This is a genomic window from Rhizobium sp. 01T417, assembly GCF_056398905.1.
In genome coordinates this window covers 100,206-121,008 of sequence record NZ_JBFTQH010000014.1, presented here as the reverse complement: position 1 = coordinate 121,008, position 20,803 = coordinate 100,206, and the positions used below count along the sequence as shown (strand labels likewise).

At 58.6% G+C, this 20,803-nt stretch carries 16 protein-coding genes; 6 read left to right on the top strand and 10 right to left on the bottom strand.

What is annotated here, in order from left to right; translation table 11 throughout:
- Nucleotides 1-34: 34 nt before the first annotated feature.
- Entirely contained in the window at nt 35-1,063 is a 1,029-nt protein-coding gene (locus tag AC1DPR_RS16035) for a LacI family transcriptional regulator (protein ID WP_113161904.1), read from the bottom strand.
- Nucleotides 1,064-1,293: 230 nt separating this feature from the next.
- Between AC1DPR_RS16035 and AC1DPR_RS16030 the strand changes: the two genes are divergently transcribed.
- On the top strand, nt 1,294-3,192 hold the full coding sequence (locus tag AC1DPR_RS16030) for a glycoside hydrolase 5 family protein (protein WP_477816671.1): 1,899 nt from the start codon (nt 1,294-1,296) through the stop codon (nt 3,190-3,192).
- A gap of 108 nt (nt 3,193-3,300) precedes the next feature.
- Here AC1DPR_RS16030 and aspT (AC1DPR_RS16025) read toward each other — a convergent pair whose 3' ends face one another.
- From aspT (AC1DPR_RS16025) to AC1DPR_RS16015, 3 genes are all read right to left on the bottom strand, one after another.
- Nucleotides 3,301-4,992 (bottom strand): aspartate-alanine antiporter, encoded by a 1,692-nt coding sequence (gene aspT / locus AC1DPR_RS16025; protein WP_113161902.1) that lies wholly within the window; start codon nt 4,990-4,992, stop codon nt 3,301-3,303.
- A gap of 63 nt (nt 4,993-5,055) precedes the next feature.
- A complete protein-coding gene (locus AC1DPR_RS16020) occupies nt 5,056-6,681 on the bottom strand; it encodes a bifunctional aspartate transaminase/aspartate 4-decarboxylase (protein ID WP_477816670.1) in 1,626 nt (541 codons plus the stop codon).
- Nucleotides 6,682-7,160: 479 nt separating this feature from the next.
- Nucleotides 7,161-7,631 (bottom strand): hypothetical protein, encoded by a 471-nt coding sequence (locus AC1DPR_RS16015; RefSeq protein ID WP_477816669.1) that lies wholly within the window; start codon nt 7,629-7,631, stop codon nt 7,161-7,163.
- Nucleotides 7,632-8,335: 704 nt separating this feature from the next.
- Between AC1DPR_RS16015 and AC1DPR_RS16010 the strand changes: the two genes are divergently transcribed.
- The 4 genes from AC1DPR_RS16010 (at nt 8,336) to AC1DPR_RS15995 (ending at nt 13,914) form a co-directional block, all read left to right on the top strand.
- Nucleotides 8,336-8,632, top strand: coding sequence for a nodulation protein (locus AC1DPR_RS16010; protein ID WP_113581063.1), 297 nt, complete (start codon nt 8,336-8,338; stop codon nt 8,630-8,632).
- A gap of 449 nt (nt 8,633-9,081) precedes the next feature.
- Nucleotides 9,082-11,787 carry a decarboxylase gene (locus AC1DPR_RS16005; protein WP_477816668.1) on the top strand — a complete coding sequence of 902 codons (2,706 nt, stop codon included), beginning with the start codon at nt 9,082-9,084 and terminating at the stop codon, nt 11,785-11,787.
- Between the two features lie 143 nt (nt 11,788-11,930).
- Entirely contained in the window at nt 11,931-13,622 is a 1,692-nt protein-coding gene (gene aspT, locus AC1DPR_RS16000; protein ID WP_113488853.1) for an aspartate-alanine antiporter, read from the top strand.
- Nucleotides 13,623-13,788: 166 nt separating this feature from the next.
- Entirely contained in the window at nt 13,789-13,914 is a 126-nt protein-coding gene (locus tag AC1DPR_RS15995) for an entericidin (RefSeq protein WP_477816687.1), read from the top strand.
- Nucleotides 13,915-14,089: 175 nt separating this feature from the next.
- Here AC1DPR_RS15995 and AC1DPR_RS15990 read toward each other — a convergent pair whose 3' ends face one another.
- The gene (locus AC1DPR_RS15990) at nt 14,090-14,911 is read right to left on the bottom strand and encodes a helix-turn-helix transcriptional regulator (RefSeq protein ID WP_113488852.1); all 822 of its coding nucleotides are present in this window, start codon (nt 14,909-14,911) and stop codon (nt 14,090-14,092) included.
- A gap of 95 nt (nt 14,912-15,006) precedes the next feature.
- On the opposite strand from AC1DPR_RS15990, the gene AC1DPR_RS15985 reads away from it, so the two are divergent.
- Entirely contained in the window at nt 15,007-15,906 is a 900-nt protein-coding gene (locus AC1DPR_RS15985; protein WP_113488851.1) for an SDR family oxidoreductase, read from the top strand.
- A 96-nt stretch (nt 15,907-16,002) separates the two neighbouring features.
- Here the strand turns inward: AC1DPR_RS15985 and AC1DPR_RS15980 are convergent, their stop codons facing one another.
- The 5 genes from AC1DPR_RS15980 to AC1DPR_RS15960 form a co-directional block, all read right to left on the bottom strand.
- On the bottom strand, nt 16,003-17,190 hold the full coding sequence (locus tag AC1DPR_RS15980; RefSeq protein WP_113161893.1) for a GGDEF domain-containing protein: 1,188 nt from the start codon (nt 17,188-17,190) through the stop codon (nt 16,003-16,005).
- Nucleotides 17,191-17,583: 393 nt separating this feature from the next.
- Nucleotides 17,584-18,360, bottom strand: a complete 777-nt coding sequence (locus AC1DPR_RS15975; RefSeq protein WP_477816667.1) for a MetQ/NlpA family ABC transporter substrate-binding protein — start codon at nt 18,358-18,360, stop codon at nt 17,584-17,586.
- Nucleotides 18,361-18,401: 41 nt separating this feature from the next.
- Nucleotides 18,402-19,070, bottom strand: coding sequence for a methionine ABC transporter permease (locus AC1DPR_RS15970; protein ID WP_113161892.1), 669 nt, complete (start codon nt 19,068-19,070; stop codon nt 18,402-18,404).
- Entirely contained in the window at nt 19,060-20,091 is a 1,032-nt protein-coding gene (locus tag AC1DPR_RS15965; RefSeq protein WP_477816686.1) for a methionine ABC transporter ATP-binding protein, read from the bottom strand. The genes AC1DPR_RS15970 and AC1DPR_RS15965 overlap by 11 nt, the downstream gene beginning before the upstream one ends.
- Nucleotides 20,092-20,452: 361 nt before the next feature.
- Nucleotides 20,453-20,803, bottom strand: a complete 351-nt coding sequence (locus tag AC1DPR_RS15960; protein ID WP_113161925.1) for a VOC family protein — start codon at nt 20,801-20,803, stop codon at nt 20,453-20,455.

Below are 20,803 nucleotides of genomic sequence, written 5' to 3'. Positions count from 1 at the left end.
GGCTAGAGGGATTGGCCGGAGCGAAGGTGTCGGATCAAACCGACGCGTCACGAAATTTCGGTGCAATGAGTAACTGCAGGCTCGCCAGTTCCGTGCCACTGGCTACAGAGATGATAGTGCGAGCCAGTTCGTTTCCGGCCGCACGAATATCCTCGTTTATAGGAATAATCTCAGGCCGGATCCACTCGGTGAAACGAGTCGGTTCTTTCGCAACCATGTCAAAATCAACTTTTATGCGGGCGCCGACACTTTCGAGACCGGCAAGGAGAGCGACGCCAGTGCTTGCGCTCCCGGCGACAAAGCCGTCAACCAAACCGCTCTCGAATGGCCAGCGTGTCCCCTCCTTGAAAATATCCTCCAAGGGGCTGTCGAGATCGACGTTGCCAAACGGTACTTCCACGCATCCAAAGTCACGGATGCCTCGGCGGAATCCGTCCGACATGTGCTTGCAGAACATCAGATGCGACGGTGGCGCCAGGAGCGCGATATTTCGCCGCCCGTTGTCCGCAAGCCGTCGAACGCTCTCATAAGCGAAGGTCTCATTGTCGAAATCGACGGAGGCGTGAACACTCCGTAGCTGCGTTCGACCGAAGGTGACGAACGGAAACTCTTCGTTCGTCAAAAAGATAACGCGCTGATCCATCGGTTGGGTACGGGTGATGATCAGTCCATCGGCCATGCCGCTGTCGAGAACCTCTCCGACCGCCTTCAACGGGTCCTCATGCGGGCTATCCGGCACCACCACCATGCCATAGCCTGAACGGGAGAGCACCTCGGCGACGCCGTTTACAAGCGGCCCGGCTATGCCAAGGATTTCATCTTCCATGTTCAGCACCAGGGCAATAACGCGTGACTTGCCGGTTCGAAGTCTGAACCCTGCGCGGTCCGGGCGATAGCCTATCTGGCGTGCAGCGAGCCTCACGCGCTCTTTCGTCGATGAGCTTATGTCGTCGGCATCGTTGAGCGCACGGGAGACGGTCGCAGGGGCCAGCCCAGTCAGCTGCGCGATCGTTTTGAGCGTTGGTTTTGGCTGGCGATCAACGCGACCACGATTGCTCCTCATGGAACTCTCCGAAAACGATATAGAAATTACCCTTAAGTCTCTCGACAAACAGTGTCAAACATATCCGATTTTACAGCACTTGTGGGGTCTGGGTATTTTGTGTATTCGCTTTCCGTAATCGATTTCGGAGATGGGTTTTGGTCGGTTTGGCGAATGATTCAATCGAGCTCTTTCCTCAGGGGGGCTTGGCACTCGGATGCAACTACTGGGCATCCCATGCGGGGACGAACATGTGGCAGGATTGGCAGCCGTCCGTCGTTGATGCCGACATGGCTGCCCTGGTTAAGCATGGGGTCCGTTGGTTGCGGGTCTTCCCATTGTGGCCCGACTTTCAGCCGATCAAGCTGCTTCGAACACATTCCGCCGCCCCCTATGAATATCGGCTACGCGAAGAGCCTCTTGGAACCGATGCCCTTGGCCGGGCCGGACTGTCCTCGACAATGATCGGCCGGTTTCGGGAAATGTGCGCTCTCGCCGAAAAGCACGATCTCAAACTCGTTGTCGGTGTGATTACCGGATGGATGAGCGGCCGCTTGTTTGTTCCGCCGGCGCTGGAGGGTATGGATCCTATCAGTGACGCGAGGAGCATTGCCTGGCAGATACGATTTGTCCGAGAATTCGTGAGTACTCTGAAGGACGAGGGTTCGATCGCGGCATGGGATCTCGGAAACGAATGCAATTGCATGGGCATCGCAGATAATCCGGACGTCGCCTATACATGGACCGCGGCCATTTCGAGTGCCATCAAGCGCGCCGATCCTTCGCGGTCGGTCGTCTCCGGCATGCATACCCTTTCTTCGCGGTTGAAAGGCCATAAGAACCCGTGGCTGATCGAAGATCAGGGTGAGTTGACCGATATCCTGACGACGCATCCGTACCCGTACTGGGTTCGCCACGCCGAACTCGGCCACGTCGATGACTTCCGAACGACATTCCACGCGACCGCAGAAACCAGCTTCTATCGCGATATCAGCGGCAAGCCCTGTATCGTCGAGGAAGTCGGGACAATGGGTGCGATGATTGCCAGCGATGAAGTTTCGGCGAAGTTCGCTCGGGTCAACATGTGGTCCTTGTGGGCGAACGATTGCCGAGCCTTTGGATGGTGGTGTGCCTACGATCAAACCGGTCTCGGTCATGCGCCCTATGATTGGTTCGCCGTCGAAACCGAGCTCGGATTGGTGAAGACCGACCACACGGCGAAACCTGTCTTGGAAGAGTTCGCAAAATTCCAGAAGGTGATGGGGCATGTTCCAAATGGCACGCTACCTGCTGCAGCGATCGATGCTGTCTGCATCCTGTCGGACAATCAGGACGATTGGGCGGCCGCCTATGGATCGTTTGTCCTTGCCAAGCAAGCAAAGCTGCAGCTCGCCTATTGTCACGTTCATCAACAGATCCCCGAAGCTGGAATCTACATCCTGCCTTCGTTGACTGGTCCCAACTGCATACCGAAGCGCGTATGGCTCGAACTGCTGCGGCGGGCCAGGGAAGGGGCGACGCTTTACGTGTCCTTCAAGGACGGCATCGTGCCCCATTTCGTGGAAACGTTTGGAGCCGAGATAGTATCGCGGTCAAAATCACCGATGGCGGCGTCCGCTACGATCCTCGATGGTGGCCATCAGATCGAAATACTCGGAGCTGGCGAGACTCGGGTGAAATTGACGTCAGGCGAAGCCATTGCAACGAGGGACGATACTGGCGATCCCGTCTTCTGGAGCAATCGCCTCGGCAAGGGTAATGTTTACGCTTTGGCTTTTCCAGTTGAGGTCGAATTTGCCGGAACCTTGTTTAGTGAGGACAATCCCTATTGGCGCCTGTATGCGCAGTTCTCGAAGGCAAACAAGAAATCGCGCCTCATAGGTGTTGTCGATCCAGCCATTGCTGTGACCGAGCACGAGTTTTCACACGAACTTCGGTTTGTCGTCCTGATCAATCATAGCCGCGAAGTTCGCTCGATTGAGTTCTCGGTACCAGACGAATGGGAAGTCACAGATATCTGCAAGGATGAAGAACGCGTCGACGGTCGGACGGGGATTGAGGTGCCGGGTCTGGATGCTGTCATGCTTCGAGTGCGGCAGAAGCACTGCTTGACCGTTGGCGGGGGTATAGCTCGACGTCGTAGTCAATAATACTGCTTCCAGGTGCACACGACTGATATCAGACCCAGAGATGACGATGGTGACCACTTGGGCCCAAGCGGTCACCTCGGCAATACACGCTACCTTACCTACGGCAAACTAGCCAAGCAACAGGACCACGACCATCCCCCAGATCGTCAGCAGCGTGTTGCCGATGGCGTAGGTCACGGTGTAGCCCAGCGCGGGAACCTGGCTCTTCGCCGCGTCCGTGATCATGCCGAGCGCCGCCGTGGTGGTACGCGCTCCGGCGCAGGCACCGAACAGGATGGCCGGATCGAACCTGAACAGGTACTTGCCGGTGTACATCGCAAGGATCAGCGGAACCGACGTCGCAACCACACCCCAGAGGAACAGGCTTACTCCAAGCTCCTTCAGCCCAGCGACGAAGCCGGGGCCGGCGCTGATGCCGACCACCGCGATGAAGACGTTGAGGCCGACCGAATTCATGAACCAGACGGTCGAGGACGGGATCCGTCCGAAGGTCGGATGCACCGAGCGAAGCCAACCGAAGATAAGGCCGGAAATCAGCGCGCCGCCGGCGGTGGACAGCGTCAGGGGCACACCACCGACGTTGAGGACGAACGCCCCGACCAACGCGCCGAGGACGATTGCGGCGCCGATGAAGGCGACGTCGGCGACGTCGGTGGCGCGATCGGGGTAACCGATGCCTTTCGTCGCCGCGGTGATGTCCTGCGGGCGGCCGACGAGCGTGAGAATGTCGCCGCGGTGGATCTTCGTATCGGGCAGGATCGGGATCACCGTCGCGGTCGCACCGCGAACGATCTTGCGCAGGAAGACGCCGCGAACCGTAGGCGACTTGGCGAGTTCGGACAGCGTTTTTCCGTCGACCGCCTTGGACGTGACGTAGATGTCGACGCCCTCGGCGCGGACATTCTGAAGCTCGGGATCGTTTACTTCCTCGGCGGCCTGGCCGAGCACCTCGACCAGCACGTCACGTGGGCCGGCCACGGCTACGACGTCGCCGGCCTTGAGTACCGTATCGGCGTTCGCCTCCTCTATCTGCCCGTCACGGCGGATGCGCTCGACGAAAACGCGCGCGTCCGGCACCATCGCCTCGGCTTGCTTCGCGGTCATGCCCACGGCGCGGCCGTCTGGCTTGATGCGGTAGGCCCTGAGTTCGAAGCGGTGCCAGGCCGATCCCGCTCCGCCGAACTCCGCCGCGGCGCTGTGGCGCGCCTCGTAATCCTTGCAGGCGGCGACGAGGTCGATCCCGAGGAGCCGCGGACCAACAAGCGCCAGAATGACCGCCGATCCGGCGGTACCGAAGATGTAGGTCACCGCGTATGCGATGGGCATCGCGTTGAGCGTCGCCTGGGTTTGTTCCGCCGTCAGTCCGAGCCGGTTTATCGCGTCGGTGGCAAGGCCCATGGAGGCAGAGATGGTCTGCGAGCCGGCATAGAGGCCGGCGGCCGAGCCGATATCGTAGCCGGCGAGCATCGCCACGATCACCGGGATCGCCAGGCAATAGAGGCAGACAACCACAGAGAAGGCTGCCTGCGGCAGGCCGTCGGAAGCGATACCGCGCACGAACTGCGGCCCAACGCCGTAGCCGACCGCGAACAGGAACATCAGGAAGAAGACCGATTTGACGTTCGGCGATATGACGATGCCGAGCTGCCCGATGACCACGGCGGCGAGCAGGGTCGAGGTGACGGCACCGAGACCGAGACCCTTATAGGTGAACTTGCCAACGAAATAGCCGATCGCAAGCGACAGGAAGATGGCGATTTCGGGATATTTCTGAAGCGTTGCGGCAAACCATTGAAGCATGGTGGCGATCTCCGGCGTAGGATCTCTTCGGCTGTCTCTTCTACAAATCGAATAGCGTCCGCCCTACGGCTGAGCTGTCTCGCCCTTGGCGGCCCGGTAGGCCTGCAGATAGCCTCGCGCGACCGCGCGAATGGCCCTGCCGATCGAATCGTAGGCTTCGTCCGGCAAATTGGCGAAGGACACGCGTACCGACCAGTTGGGCGCATCGAAGCCGGACCCATTGAGGACGACGATGCCATGGTCCTCGGCTAGCTTGAAGGCGATATCGAGCGGATGAACGTTCTCCTTCACCCAGTCCGTCACCTCGTCGCCGACGTACTTACGTGCCCAATATTCATAGTCGATGATGCCGTAGTAGCGGTCGAAATAGGGGCGAGCCTTGAACTCGATCCCCATTCCGTTCATCAGCTTGTCGAACCGGCGCTGGCAGATGGCCATGCACGCCTTCTGATAGATTTTTTCCTCGTCCATCATTTCGACAAGGCCGAACAGCGACATCATCACCTGCTGTGGCAGCGACAGACCGGCCGTGTGGTTTAGCGCCACATCGCGGCTGTCAGCAACGATGCGATCGATGAACTTGAGATCGCGCGGATGTGGCGTCAGCGCCTTGTAGCGTGCATCGAGGAGCTTTTGCGTTGCAGCCGGCATCTCTCGGATCATCTTGTCGAAGATGTTGTCCTGGGCGACGGCGACGACGCCGAGGCGCCAGCCGGTGCATCCGAAATACTTCGAATAGGAATAGACGCCGATCGTGTTGTGAGGCAGATGGCCCATGACGGATTCGAAATTCGGCACGAAGGTGCCGTAGACGTCATCCGTCAGGATCATCAGGTCTGGGCGCTTTGTTTTGACGAATTTGACCAGCCGGTCCATGCTTTCCGGATCGATCGCGACCGCGGAGGGATTGCCGGGATTGACGATGAACAGCGCCTTGACGGACTTGTCCTCGAGCGGTCTCAAGTCTTCCTCGGTCAACTGGAAACGGTCTTCCGCCTCCGCCGAAACATGGATCTGCTTCAGCGAATAGTCCTCGAGATGCGGCATCTCGAGATAGGGCGTGAAGATCGGCGTGACGAGCGCAATCGTATCACCGGAGTTCAGAAGGCGCGCATTCTTGAGCGCCTTGAAGATGTAGCACATGGCCGCGGTGCCGCCTTCGACCGGGTAGAGGTCGAATTTCGCGGTCGGGCGGTGGCCAGCGCACATGGCCCACATCAGATATTCATGAGTGATCGCTTCGTTGTGCACCAACGCGCGGTCGGGAACCGGATAGTGGTCGCCTATGATCGAGTCCGTGAGTTCGTTGACGAACTTATCAGGCTCGAAGGCAAATTTCTTGATGGCGAAATCCACCACAGCGTCGAGCGTCTCAGCGCCGGGCGTGTCCGGATCGCCCTTGCGTTTTTCCACCCATGCCTTCAGCCGCTTGTAGCATCCTTCGACGGGCGGCATTCCCGCGAGACCCGCTTCTTCATCGAAGGAAACACGCTTGGCCTCGGTCAGCGCGAACTGACCGAGAAGGAAGAAAGCTTCGCGCGCCTTGGTTGCGATCCAGTTGGGGTTGCCTCGCCCGGCGTTGAGATATGCACGCCCCGACTTGTCAGCCTGAGCCAGCCTGATGAGTTCGTCCTTGATCTCAAAAGGGCTGAGATCGACAAATTTTGCGTAGATTCCCGCTTCCGTCATTATCATTCCTCCCACTGTGGTATGCCTGCCGGGCATTGGACACATCGAAATGCGGACTTCGAGTTCTGCTAGTTGGAATGGTATCCGATGAGATTGCAACGGCAAAGAATGTTACACCTTCAAGTGGGGTAGTATACGGTATCCTACGCCCTTTAAGGCATGCATCACCGATGTGCTCTCACCCTTTTATCACTGCCGCATACCAATAAGATCGCCGACAACCTCGACGCCACGGTGACAGTCGACGATGTTGATCCGGACGATTTCGACGACGTAATGAAGGGTTTCTCCCGTCTGCAAGCTTCGTCCTAATACGAGACCCGCGCCCGGACCAAGCGGGAAGCCATTTCGCCGGCACCGGTTTTCGAGCGGTTAAGGAGCGCACATGCATTGACCAGCATAGGAAGCAGAAGCCGGCTGGAGACGGTTAGCCTGGCCACTCGTTTCCGAGAGCTGATATCTCCAGCACAGGGCGTAGCCTATCCTTGGGGCCGCGACGTCGCCCCCGCTCCGAATGGGGCTGTCACAGCCGCCGCGATTGATCGCGCGATGGCCATCTGGGCGTCGAGAATGCTTCGACCCTTTATATTGACGTCGTAGTCGCTCGACCACACGACTGCACCGTCTGCCGCCCGGACCAGGCGTGCGATTGCTCGCATATCATCAGCCTCCATGCGTATGCTACCTTGCAGAGTGTATGTCGCGTCGGCCTCATTGGCGTTGGTTTTTGCGCCCTCCGTGATCACGACCAGTTCTTTGGACTTCACGAGATTGACGACGATTTCATTTTTCAGCCCACTCAGGACTTCATTCGAGACCCTCGTTTCTTCGTTGGTCGCAAAGGGCTTGACTAAAATCGTTGCCCTGCCGCCGCTCATGACTGGCTGCTTCGATGCAGTGTTGTTTCTTTCGGTGAACGACGCCATCACCACGGCGGCAAGTACGATCATTCCAGCGGTGATCATGATCCAACGAGGCAATCTGCTTTCGCGCTTTGGCGGCTCGGTTGGCGGCTTCTCGGGCAATGACGCGCTTGCGGCAGAGAGCCTTTGCGCTTCATCTTCAGTCCTGGTGCCACCCTCAATCGCCCGTTTTGCGAAAGTTGGAACGTAACCGCCAGCCGGAACGGCAATCAGTACTTCATCCGCTGAGCCGCTAGTCAGATAGTACCGCTCAAGAGCGCTACGAAGCTGGCGTGCTGCCATTCGCACGCAAGGATCATTCATTGCATCAAATGACGCATCACGACCGAAAACGCTGGTTGCAATGGTGAATGCCTTCAGATAAGCGGCGCGTCCTTCGAGGGTCTCGTTCACGATGAACTGCAAAAATCTGTGCCCGCGATCGGGGAGAATGAACTCTGGGCTCGACAGTATGCGATCCAACTGTTCTCGGACCTCGGCGGGAGAGGTGTGCGAGTGTACGCCGTCGGGTTGACTTCTCATCTGGGTCCTTCCGACAAGTGGACAACTAGAGGCATGTCGATGTTAGATTATCGACAGGTAGTGACATGGCAATTGGCTTCCTTAATCACGCCAAAAAAAAGGCCGCGCAATTTCACGGCGGCCAGAACGGGCACGCAAACAGAACATACCGTAATTTACTTCCGCGTGGGCGCGCGGTTGTTACACTGTTATCGGGTAGAGGATCGCCAATGGGGAAGGATTGGATAGAGGAGGACGGCTGCCGTGGGACCGCGCAATCTGGATTGCGTCGGTTGATGCTCAAGCTGCCTGCGCAACGCCAACTGCTCCAGAAACTGCCCACGTCCAGTTCATGGCCGTTCTTTTGCAATCTTCTTGAAGCCTACGATGAGGGTTGCGTCGCACTGGAAGCCTTCCGGCGTGATGGTGCGGGCTTTTATATCGAGGAGTACGAGACGATGGTTGCTGAATTGGAAGCTGATATCGTCAGGGACCTTGCGCGCGTCGTTTGGCCACCGGACCGGTAGAATAGGATGTCGGGAAAGACAGAGGCCGGGGGGAGGCTGCAGCGCGAAAACCATCGGTCGAGGCGGAAGTGAGTAGGTTACAGACGGTCTGCGGTATACTACCGTATTTTACTTCGCATGTTGCAGCCGTTGAGTGATCCTGAGTTCGGCCCGCTAGGGCTGTGATGCTGTCCCGTCGCGAACGACGCCGGCTAGCTACGGCTCCGCTTCAGGGCTGACGGGACGGAATGCCGATACTGAGTCTAGGCTACACTGCCGACAATAGTCCATTCGCGCCCTGGGACTGGTGCTGATGTTGGCCTGAAATGGATGGGGGTCGGTATACGGCTCCGCTCGCCTTGCAGTGCCTTTAGAAGCTGGCGACCTGCAGCAGGCCACTCCAATCGTCTGTGCAGTGACAATTCGTCAACTGTAGCGAATCTTCAATAAAAGAGTGTTGGGAGCATCAGATGCCAAAAAAAACCGCAGACAATCAGTCTCTGCTGATGCATTCGGGGCGTGCCGACAACTGGCGCGAGGTCACGTCTCTGGCCGACGCGTGGGCCGCACAACGGGGAGGGCGGGAGGCGCTGGAGGCAGCGCTCGCCGCCATAGAAGCCGTAGAGGAATACCACGCTTATCCCGGTGCGCGATTGCGCCAAGCCCTGGCCGAGCGCATTGCTTCAAACGACCCCAGCGGGGCGGCCAGACTGGCTCGGCGCATCTCCAACGGCCTTCTGACGGATGCCTATCGCAGCCGTCCCGAGGAGTGGGATGTCAATGACCACCTGTCGCCAAACGAGGTGGTCGATATTATGCCGCCAGCCACGGGTGAGACTCGTGCTCATCGCCCCTATTTCGAGGTCCTGTTCGTCAACAGCCAACCTGCCGCACGATGGCCCGCCTTGGCCTCCGAGCTCCGCAGGATGCGCCGTCACGAAGATTCTTTCATTTATGAGCCCATTTTCGTCGGCTCCTTCGAGGATGCGGTTTGCGCTGCGGCATTGAACCCATCTATCATCTCCGTCGTCCTTGCGGAGGGGTTTCCTTACCGCTCGCGCCATGACGCGCCGGTATTGCGCTCCGTGCTAAATCCGCTGCTTGGAGAGGCGGAAAGCCCCGAGGTCTCGGCGCTTCACTTGTCACGGATATTGAAGCGGATCCGGCCGGAACTCGACATCTATTTGCTTTCCGACCGGCAGGTCGAGAAAATTGCCGGTGATCCGGCGGCGGATTCGATACGGCGCATCTTCTATGCCGTCGAGGAACCGCTGGAACTGCATCTCGCGATCATCGAAGGCGTGCAGGGACGGTACGAGACGCCCTTCTTCGACAACCTGAAAAAATATGCACGGCGGCCCATCGGTACGTTCCATGCCCTGCCCATTGCTCGCGGCAAGTCTGTCTTCAAGTCGGACTGGATCCGCGACATGGGCGAATTTTATGGCCTCAACCTGTTCCTGGCGGAAAGCAGCGCGACAACGGGTGGCCTCGACAGCCTTTTGGAGCCTACCGGCAACATCAAGCGATCGCAGGAAATGGCTGCCCGCGCATTCGGTGCCGACCACGTCTTTTTCGTTACCAACGGCACGTCCACCTCCAACAAGATGGCCGTCCAGGCGCTGCTGGCCCCGGGCGACATCGCGGTGGTCGACCGCAACTGCCACAAATCGCATCACTACGGCATGGTTCTAACGGGTGCGCAGCCATACTACGTCGAGGCTTTCCCGATGACGGAATACTCGATGTACGGGGCAGTGCCACTCGCCACCATCAAACGTGCATTGCTGGCGTTGAAAGCGGAGGGGCGGCTCAATCGCCTAAAGCTGCTTGACCTGACCAACTGCACCTTCGATGGGCACATGTACAATGTCAGGCGGGTGATGGAGGAATGCCTTGCCATAAAGCCGGATCTGATCTTCCTCTGGGACGAGGCGTGGTCGGGATTTGCCCGGTTCTCTCCCTTCCTGCGACCTCGAACCGCCATGGGAGCCGCCTCCGACATCGAGGAATGGTTGCGCGATCCCGCCTCCATCAGTGCCTACGAGAAGCAAAGCGCCAATCTCGGAGATAACCCTTCCGACGAGACACTTCTTGCCACCCGGCTCATCCCCGATCCGCGGCTTGTACGCCTTCGCGTCTATCAGACGAACTCGACGCATAAGTCGATGTCGGCGATCCGGCAGGGCTCCATGCTCCTCGTCAAGGATGTGGACTTTCATATGGTTGAAGCTCAGTTCCACGAGGCAGTCTTCACGCATGCATCAACCAGCCCCAACCAGCAACTGATCGCGAGCCTCGACGTCGCGCGTCGACAGATGGAACTTGAAGGCTATGGCCTGGTGATGAACGCAATCGAAATTGCGTTGAAGATCCGTCGGGCAATCAATGAGCATCAGCTGATCTCGAAATACTTCCGTGTGCTCGGTGCCGATGAGATGATACCAGCCGCGTACCGCCAGTCGGGCTTCCAGGACTATCTCGCGCCAGGTTCGAACTGGGCCACCGCGGTCAAAGCGATGCAAGAGGACGAGTTCTATCTTGATCCGACGCGCATGACACTTGTCTGCGGAACCGCTGGTTTCGACGGAACGCAATTCAAGGGATTGCTGGCGAGCGAGTACGGCATCCAGCTCAACAAGACGTCGCGCAATAGCGTGCTACTCCAGTCGAACATCAACAACACGCGTAGCGACGTGGCCCATCTGATCCGCGTTCTCGTCGAGATTTGCCTTGGCATTGAGAAGCGCCTCGCCGACGGTGGACAGGCAGAAACAGCCGCCTTTGATGCGCGGGTCAAATCCCTGATGACTGACGTGCCGGACCTGCCCAATTTCAGCCATTTCCACGAAACCTTCCGCGGTGATGCGGGTAAAGCAACACCTGAAGGCGACATGCGGACTGCTTTCTTTAATGCCTACGACGCGGCGCGTTGCGAGTATGTGCCGCTGCTCGGTGCTGAGTGCGATCGCAGACTGCGGGAGGGACCGGAAATGATTTCGGCCAATTTCGTCATACCCTATCCGCCCGGGTTTCCGATCATGGTGCCGGGTCAAGTGCTGACGCAGGAGACCATCGATTTCATGCGCAAATTGGATGTGAAAGAGATTCACGGTTACGAGAGAGCCAGGGGGCTAAAATTGCTCAAACCGAAGGCTGCAGGCGCAAAGCGCTGAGTCATTGCTTCACGAGCGCTGGCTTCGCGCTCCATAATGCTGCCTCGCTACGGCATGCCGTAGCGAGGCACCGCTGACTTCTGGCGTGCGGACAGTTGGCGATCATATCTGGCCTGGAGAAGGGGAGAGGGGGCAGTCTGGTCATGTCTTGGGTCGCGCAATTCCTTGTCAAGTATCCGGAACTCGCAGTGTTTCTTGCGATCAGCATCGGATATTTGGTCGGGGGCATCAAATTCGGAGGTTTTACCCTTGGACCCGTCACAGGCTCCCTTTTTGCGGGCATCCTGATAGGTCAATTCGCCGATGTCCCGATTGCCGCCATGGCAAAATCCTTCCTGTTCCTTCTGTTTCTCTTCGGTATTGGCTATTCCGTCGGACCTCAGTTCATGCAAGCCTTGAAACGAGACGGTCTCAAGCCGGTGTTGCTTGCCGTCGTTGTATGTGTGACCGGGTTGCTGACGGCGGTGGCTGTTGCCAAGGGTCTTGGTCTTGATCCGGGCTTCGCGGCGGGTCTGGTTTCGGGCGCGCTGACCGAAAGCCCTGCCATGGGCACGGCAACCGAGGCGATCAATGGGCTGGCACTGACGGAAGCCGATCGCGCAAGGTTGGTGGCACATATCGCTGTCGCGGACGCGGTGTGCTATGTATTCGGCGCCGTTGGAGTGATCCTGTTCTGCAGCGTCGTCGGCCCGAGGCTGATGCGCATCGATTTGCGTGCAGAGGCACTTAAGCTCGAGCAGGAACTCGGCATATCCCGCAAGACGCCCGGCGTGGCATCTGCCTGGCATCGCTTCGAAATCCGTGCGTATCGGATCGCGGACGCCGCGCCGATCGCTGGTCTGACATTGAGTGCCGCGGAGGCGAAATTTCCCGAGCACAGGCTCTTTGTCCTGCGCCTGCGACGGGGGAGCACGATCATCGAGGCGGAGACGCAGATGGTGATTGCTGCCGGCGATGTCGTGGCCGTCTCGGGGCCGAGGGAGGCACTCGTGGCCGTGCTTGGCCCACGCGCCGAAGAGGTCGAGGATCGTGAACTTCTTGATGTCCCGATACTAGCCGCAGACGTGCTGTTGACCAACCGTGAGCTGGCGGGCCGAAAGCTCGATGACATTGCCAAGGAGGGGTGGACACGTGGTCTATATCTGCGTGCCATCAGCCGCGGTGGCGCGGCGATCCCCGTAGGGCCGGGGATCCGCCTTGAGCGAGGCGACATTTTGCGCCTGGTCGGACCCGAGGCGACGGTGTCGCATGCGGAAAAACAGATCGGTGTCGTCATCGCACCGATAACGACGACGGATTTCTTCGTTCTCGGTCTTGCGATATTCTTTGGTGGACTTGTCGGCATCCTCGTCACCTTTCCGATCGGCGACATGCGGATTTCGTTGAGCACGAGTGTGGGCACGCTGCTGGCGGGCCTGCTGGTTGGGCATCTGCGCACGCGCTTCCCCCTCTTCGGGCGGATTCCAGATGCTGCTGTATCGCTGATGACTGCGCTCGGCCTTGCCGCGTTCGTCGCAATGACGGGGCTGCATGCTGGACCGCTGTTTGTTGCTGCAATCGCCGAAGCGGGTGTGGGGCTTCTGTTTGGCGGCATGATCGTCACCATTGCCCCGATGATTGTAGGGCTCTATTTCGGCCGCTACGTGCTTCGCATGAACCCCATCCTGCTACTCGGGGGGCTGGCCGGCGCGCAGACGATGACTGCCGGCATGGCGGCCGTCCAGGATCGATCGGGAAGTACCGTTGCGGTTCTCGGATACACACCGGCTGTACCAATCGGCCATATCCTGCTCACGACCTGGGGAACCGTGATCGTGGGAATCATCGCGAATTAGCCGTTGATCCGATGCTATTATCTGTGTCGATAGCGGGCTGCTTGCGGCAGGCCAGATACCGAGCTTGTTAGCATCGAGAAACCGCATATCGTGCGCTGATTGGAATGAAATCGGCGCCGGAGATCCAACGTGGAGAAAACGGTATGAAGTCGACCATCGCGATTGCATTGCCTTACTCGCCCTGTCCGGATGCGCCAACACCGCGTACGGCTTGAAACAGGATGGCGTCCAAACAAGCCATGCGCTAGACGATGCAACACAACGGATGCTATCGGCTGGTGCGAAGAGGTAGCCGCCTTACCAGTGTGCCTTAGTGCATTGCCCTTCGCCATTTCGGCCCCCTTGCGGAGCAGCGTCTTTAGAGATTGTGATCCGGTCTCTTCGAGTGGCGTGGTGCTTGCCGGTCGTCTTGCTCTTTCAGACGCGCCCAGCGACTTCAGGAGAGCTCACCCGTTGGTCGCGCGGGTTCATTGCTTTTCTTTAACCTGTCGCCGAATTCGTTCGGCTACGGCTGGATCAATAGGATTGTAAACGACCAGGTTCAGATCTGGTCTTCCATCGACCGCAAACCCCGAATACTCCAACTCGATGTCACCCAATTCGGGATGCTTCAGTCGCTTGGTTCCTTCTCCGTGAGAGATCACTTCGTTTTCACGCCAGAGCCTGTCGAAATCCGGACTCGCCCGGCAAAGTTCGTTGACCAAATCCGCAATCTCCGACGTGGCCCCGGCGCGCGCAGCGTCCGCGCGGAACGCACCGACCACAAATCGTGCCATCGCCTCCCAGTCGTGCTGAAAAGTCCTGATTGTCGGATTGCAGAACAATAGACGCAGTATGTTTCGCTCGTCCGGAGCGAGCCTGTCGTAGTCAGTCATGACGATAGTGGCAGCCCGGTTCCAGGCGACGATGTCCCACGCGGCGGTCCGCACGAGAGCGGGGCTTGCGTCGAGCGTGTCGATGAGCCGCTGGAGGCGGGGGCTGACGCCCGCAACAACACGATAGCAAACCTCGGGCGGGCGGCCGAGACCAAGCATGAAGAGATGTTCCCGCTCCGGTTCAGTGAGCATCAAGCCGCTCGCGATGCGGTTAAGAACATCTGCCGATGGGGCGCCACCACGACCTTGTTCCAACCAAGTATACCATGTCGGGCTGATGTTGGCCCGTTGCGCGACCTCTTCCCGACGCAAACCCGGCGTGCGCCTCCGCCCCGAAAAGCCGAATGTCGCCGGGTCAAGTCGCAAGCGGCGGTCTCTGAGGAACACGCCAAGCGGATTCTTTTCAGTGCTCATGGTTCCTGTTAGCCATTATAATAGGATAAGATCACTACTTTAACAGCATAAATAATAGCCGGATAGTAGCGTCTCCAGCAATACGGAGACATCCCATGCGAATTTTCCTTACCGGGGCGACCGGCTTCATCGGCTCGGCCATGTTACCTGAACTCCAAAACGCAGGGCATCATGTAATCGGCATGACACGTTCAGATGCCGGCGCAAAGGCACTCGAAGCCGCGGGCGTTGAAGTTCATCGCGGCACGCTCGAGGAACCCGATACTCTTCGGGCAGGTGCGGAAAAAGCGGATGGTGTCATACATACAGCTTTCGACCATGATTTTTCGCGCTTTGTCGACAATTGCCAGAAAGACAGCTGCGCAATTCGTGCGCTCGGCGAGGCGCTCAAGGGGTCGAAACGCCCTCTTGTAATCACCTCCGGCACGGGACTGGGCAATGCCGAGCTCGGCAAACCTGCAAGCGAGAATATCTGCAACACGGCTCATCCCAACCCGCGTGTTGCTTCCGAACTCGCCGGGAATGCCCTGCTTGATGCGGGCGTCAATGTGTCGGTCGTGCGACTTCCGCAGGTACACAATACGATCAAGCAGGGCCTTATCTCGCCACTTATCGAAATTGCCAGGGCGAAAGGCGTCTGTGCTTATGTGGGCGAGGGTCTCAATCGGTTCCCGGCGGGTCATCTGCGCGATGTGGCATTGCTTTATCGCCTGGTTGTCGAGAGAGCCGAAGCCGGAGCTCGGTATCACGCGGTCGGAGAAGAAGGGATCGAGACCCGCGAGATCGCGAAGGCGCTCGGCCGTGGCCTGAACCTTCCTGTCGTATCGGTCGCACCGACGGAAGCCGCCGATCATTTCGGCTGGATGGCGATATTTGCTGGAATGGACTTTCCTGCTTCCAGCAAAACGACGCAACAAGTACTTGGATGGAAGCCGATGGGTCCGGGCCTTATCGCCGATCTAGACAGTATGGATTATAACGCTATGGCAGCGTGAAAACAGATTGGAGGCTTTGCGGTATGGTCTCAGGCAGGCCAGAAAAACAGGCATTTCAGGTAAGACGGAGAACGAGTCCATCCCGAAGGCCCGTTCTCATGTCACCAGCCTGATATCCGGCGACCCGGAGCGGGTTTGTCGGGCCTGCCTAACGCAATTTCTCCCGGCTCGCTTTGCTTCGTAAAGTGCCATGTCGGCCCGGCGCATTGCGTCGTCAAGGCTTTCTCCGACGGGAATTTCGGCAACACCGAAGCTCGCGCTAACCGTCAGTGTTGGAGGCAACCCCTCCACAGTGATCCCCGTCGCTCCGCGTCGTACAGAGCTGGCAAACAGCATGGCCGTTTCCACCGTTGTGTTCGGCATGAACACGGCAAACTCCTCGCCGCCGATGCGCCCGACGATGAAATTCGGCGCGGCGCCGGATTTCAGGAGGTCAGCAAAGGCGCGGATCACCTTGTCTCCGGCATGGTGACCGAACGTGTCGTTGATGCTTTTGAAGCGATCGATATCGCAGGTTATGACGGAATGCCGGACGGCGGGGGCGACAAGGCGGGCAGCGGCGACACCGTTCTCGAAACCGCGGCGGTTGGCAAGATCCGAAAGTACATCCCTTTCGGAATTGCTGCGTTCGTCGGCCATGATATCGAGGACGAGGACCGAAAGCAGTGTCAGACCAACTGCCACGATCAATACGGCAGTCGATCCCTGTGAAATCAATGCGTAGTTTGTACGAATATAGTCAGTTGCCGCCACCCCGGCACCGGCGGTCACTGCCAGACCAGCCTTTGCAAAGAAATGTAGACCGGTTGCGGTAAGCAGATAGCCGAGGACCCGATCGATCCTTGCGCGGCGCCGTGACGCGAAGACCGCAGCAGCGCTGGTAAGAATGACCAGCGCAAAAGGTGTTTGATAAGATAAGGCGTGCCTGAGCGTGCTACGCGGCAGGCCATAGATAAACAGATCAAGTAAGATGCAAAGGGTGAAAAAAGATATCGCCCAGAATGGCGCGATCCGCACGCCGTAAAGCTCGCCAATACCAAAGCGCAGCAGGATCATGCCACCAAGCACAGTTGCAAATGCCAAAACTGCGAAGAGCTTCGACAAATCTGTATACGCAACGAAGAGTTCACTGAGGGCAGAAAGAGAGGCGACAGCAAAACCTGCCGAGAACCATAGCGCAGCCTGGCGCGACTGGCTTCGCACCGCCACGACGGCGAACACCAGCGCAAAGCAGATTGCGATGATGAAATTCACCACAAGGAAGAAAACTGCTCCATTCACCATTGCACAAGAATCCGCTGCCAATCCCGCCGAAGCTTCAGTACAAGTGTCTTAATAAACTGTGAAAGACGACATTGTTAAGTAGGTGGTTTTCCGGACATTCTGGGCGTGACCTGCGATCTGCCTCACGATACCTGAGCTTTAGCGTAGATCGACCCGATAACCAGTCGGGTGGGAGGCGATCCCCCCGGCTAGCAAATCGGCAACTATGGGACCGCTCCAAGGTTTCGCAGGTCCGATGAGAAGGAACCGGCAGGAGTGGGGCCAGCGGTATTCTTCCGCTCGCAATGCCCGTTATCGCGGACGATTTGGCGAAGACAAAATGCCCCTGATCAACGAAAAAACGGCCCGGCGGAGCCGAACCGTTTCACTGTATTGGCCCGATAAAGCGGGATTTTACCAGGACGCGATCAGGGCGCCCTTGAACTGCTCGTTGATGAACTTGCGGATGCTTTCATCATGGTAGGACTCGACCAGTGTCTTGGCCCAGGGCGCGTCCTTGTCGGCGGCGCGAACGACGATGACGTTGGCATAGGGTGACTTTTCGCCTTCGATGGCGATGGCGTCGGTCTTGGGATGCAGGCCGGCTTCCATGGCGTAGTTGGTGTTGATGACGGCGGCATCGACGTCTTCAAGCGAACGTGGCAGCTGGGCGGCATCGATTTCGGCGAACTCGATGTTCTTCGGGTTCTCGACGATATCGGCAACCGTCACCTTGATGCCCGGGTTGTCCTTGAACTTGATCAGGCCCTTGCTGGCCAGAACCAGAAGCGCACGACCGCCGTTGGTCGGGTCGTTCGGGATGGCAACGGTAGCGCCGTCCTTCAGTTCGTCGAGGCTCTTCGCCTTCTTGGAGTAGACACCCATCGGCGTGGTGATGGTCGTGCCGATGCTGACGAGATCGAACTTACGGTCGGCAATCTGGTTGTCGAGATAGGGCTGGTGCTGGAACGAGTTGGCCTGGATGTCGCCGTCGGCCAGCGCCTGGTTCGGCACGACATAGTCGGAGAACTCGACGATCTCGATATTCAGACCCTTGGTCTTGGCGACTTCGGCGACCTTTTCCATGATCTGGGCGTGCTCGCCTGGCGTGACGCCAACCTTGATATCCTCGGCGAAGGCCGAGCCGGCTGCAAAGGCCGCAATCGCGGCGGCGATGATGAACTTTTTCATGGGAGACTCCTTGGTATGTTATTGGGTATGCGAGTAAAGGATCAGTTCTTCCGGTTACGCTTGTCGAAGCGGCGGGCGAGCCCGTCGCCGGCGCTCTGCACGACCTGCACGAGCACGATCAGCACCGCGACAACGAGTACCATCATCTCCGGATTGAAACGCTGGTAGCCAAAGCGGATGCCGAGGTCGCCCAGGCCTCCGCCGCCGACGGCCCCGACCATAGCCGAGTAGCCGATCAGACTGACGATGGTCATCGTCAGCGCCATGAGGATGCTGGGTCGCGCCTCTGGAAGCAGCACTTTGTAGACGATCTGGGATGGCGTTGCTCCCATGGCGCGGGCGGCCTCGATCAGGCCCTTGTCGACCTCGCGGATGGCAGATTCAACGAGGCGTGCGAAAAACGGAATGGTGGCGATGGTCAGCGGCACGATTGCTGCCCAGGTGCCGATGGACGTACCCGTCAAAAGGCGCGTCAGAGGCACGATGGCAACGACCAGGATGATGAACGGCGTCGAGCGAGCGGCGTTGACGATCAAACCCAGCACGCGATTGGTCTTCGGTGCCGGAAACAGCTCGCCCTTACCTGATGTGGCCAGAAACACGCCGATCGGCAGGCCGATGATCGAGCCGACGATGCCGGCGATGAAGACCATCTGCAGGGTCTGCATCAGCGCCTTGGAGAGCAGGTTGAAGAGCATATCAGGCGACATAGCCGAGCACCTCCGTGGTAAGGCCCGTTTCGGCATAGAAGCGGTTAGCCCGCGCGACGACATCCGGCTCCGCCGAATAGGAAACGACAAGTGAGCCAAAGGGCTCGCCCGATATCTCCTCGATCGCGCCAGCGAGAATATTGACGTCGGAGCCGAGCTCGGCGACAAGCCGGCCGGTCAGAGGTTGAAAGGCCGTGTCGCCGAAGAACACCAGCCGGACGAGCACACGGTCGCCGGCCGATTGCTGCGGCTTGACGGCGGAACGCAGCCAGTTCGGCAGTCTCAGGGCCGAGGCGAGCAGCGTGCGCGTCGTCTCGTGCTGCGGGTTGGTATAGACGTCGAAGGTACGGCCGGATTCGACGATGCGGCCGGCGTCGATGACAGCCACGTGGCTGGCGATGGTTTTCACCACTTCCATCTCGTGGGTAATCAGGAGAACGGTGAGACCCAGATCGGCATTGATCCGCTTCAGGAGCTCGAGGATCGACTGCGTTGTCTCCGGGTCGAGCGCCGAGGTGGCCTCATCGGAGAGCAGTAGCTTGGGGTCCGTCGCCAGCGCGCGGGCAATGCCGACGCGCTGCTTCTGGCCGCCCGAGAGTTCGGAAGGATAGCTGCCGGCCTTATCGCCGAGGCCGACAAGGTCGAGCAGCGGCCCGACCTTGGCACGGATCGCCTTCTTGTCGACGCCTGCAATTTCCAGCGGCAGCGCCACATTGTCGAAGGCGGTGCGCGACGACAGTAGATTGAAATGCTGAAAAATCATGCCGATCTGGCGGCGCAGGCCACGCAGACCGTCCTCACCAAGCGCGCCGACGTCGACACCATCGACGAGCACCTTGCCCGACGTCACGCTCTCGAGACCGTTGACCATGCGGATGAGCGTCGATTTGCCGGCGCCAGAGCGACCGATTATGCCGGTGATGGCACCGCGTTCAACTGTCAGATCGACACTTTCGACGGCGGTGAAACCACCTTCGCCCGCGGGCCCGTAACGCTTCCCGGCGCCCTTGAAGGCTACCATCGGTACCGAATGTGCCACGGCGACCGGATCGCTTCCGGGCTTGCCGTCCGGCGCGGCGTATGTAGCGCCTGCGCGGCCCGCATGTTGGCTTGTCATGCTATGCTCTCAGATGTTGGTCTTCACAAACTGGGGGCTCTATAACCGCAAATGTACAAATTAGCCAATCGGGACGCACCTTGGAATTCAAACACGTTCTGACAGATGGTTCATCGCAAGCTTCACTGGCACGGTGCCTAGCCGCGTTGGCCGCCACTAGCGAATGGACGAGATATCGCTCGCGCATGTGAAATATAGCGAAAATCCAGCCGAACTCTTGGGATTCCCGCAGGCGTTCATTGCGCGAGCGACCTTTACTCGAACGCTACGCCTCAAGTAGTTCGATCTTATGTCCTTCAGGGTCCCTAATAACGCAACGGGTGCCCCAATCGGATTTGGAAGGCCGAGATATCATATCCACGGCGCTGCCCAGATTACTCAAGACTTTTGAGATCGATGGGACTTGAAACCCTAGGCGAACCGCGGTCGTGTCTAAGCTCTCGGTGCCTTTGGGATAGATTTCAAGGACCGAGCCACCTGTCTTCGACGCGAGATGTTCGGGGCCTGAACCGTGCTTCTCTTTTTGGAACTGAAAACCAAGAGTTTGGTAAAACGAAGCCAGAGAACCAGGGTCGCTTGCCCTGAGGACGACTAGATTTAAAGTTGGAGCCTGCAT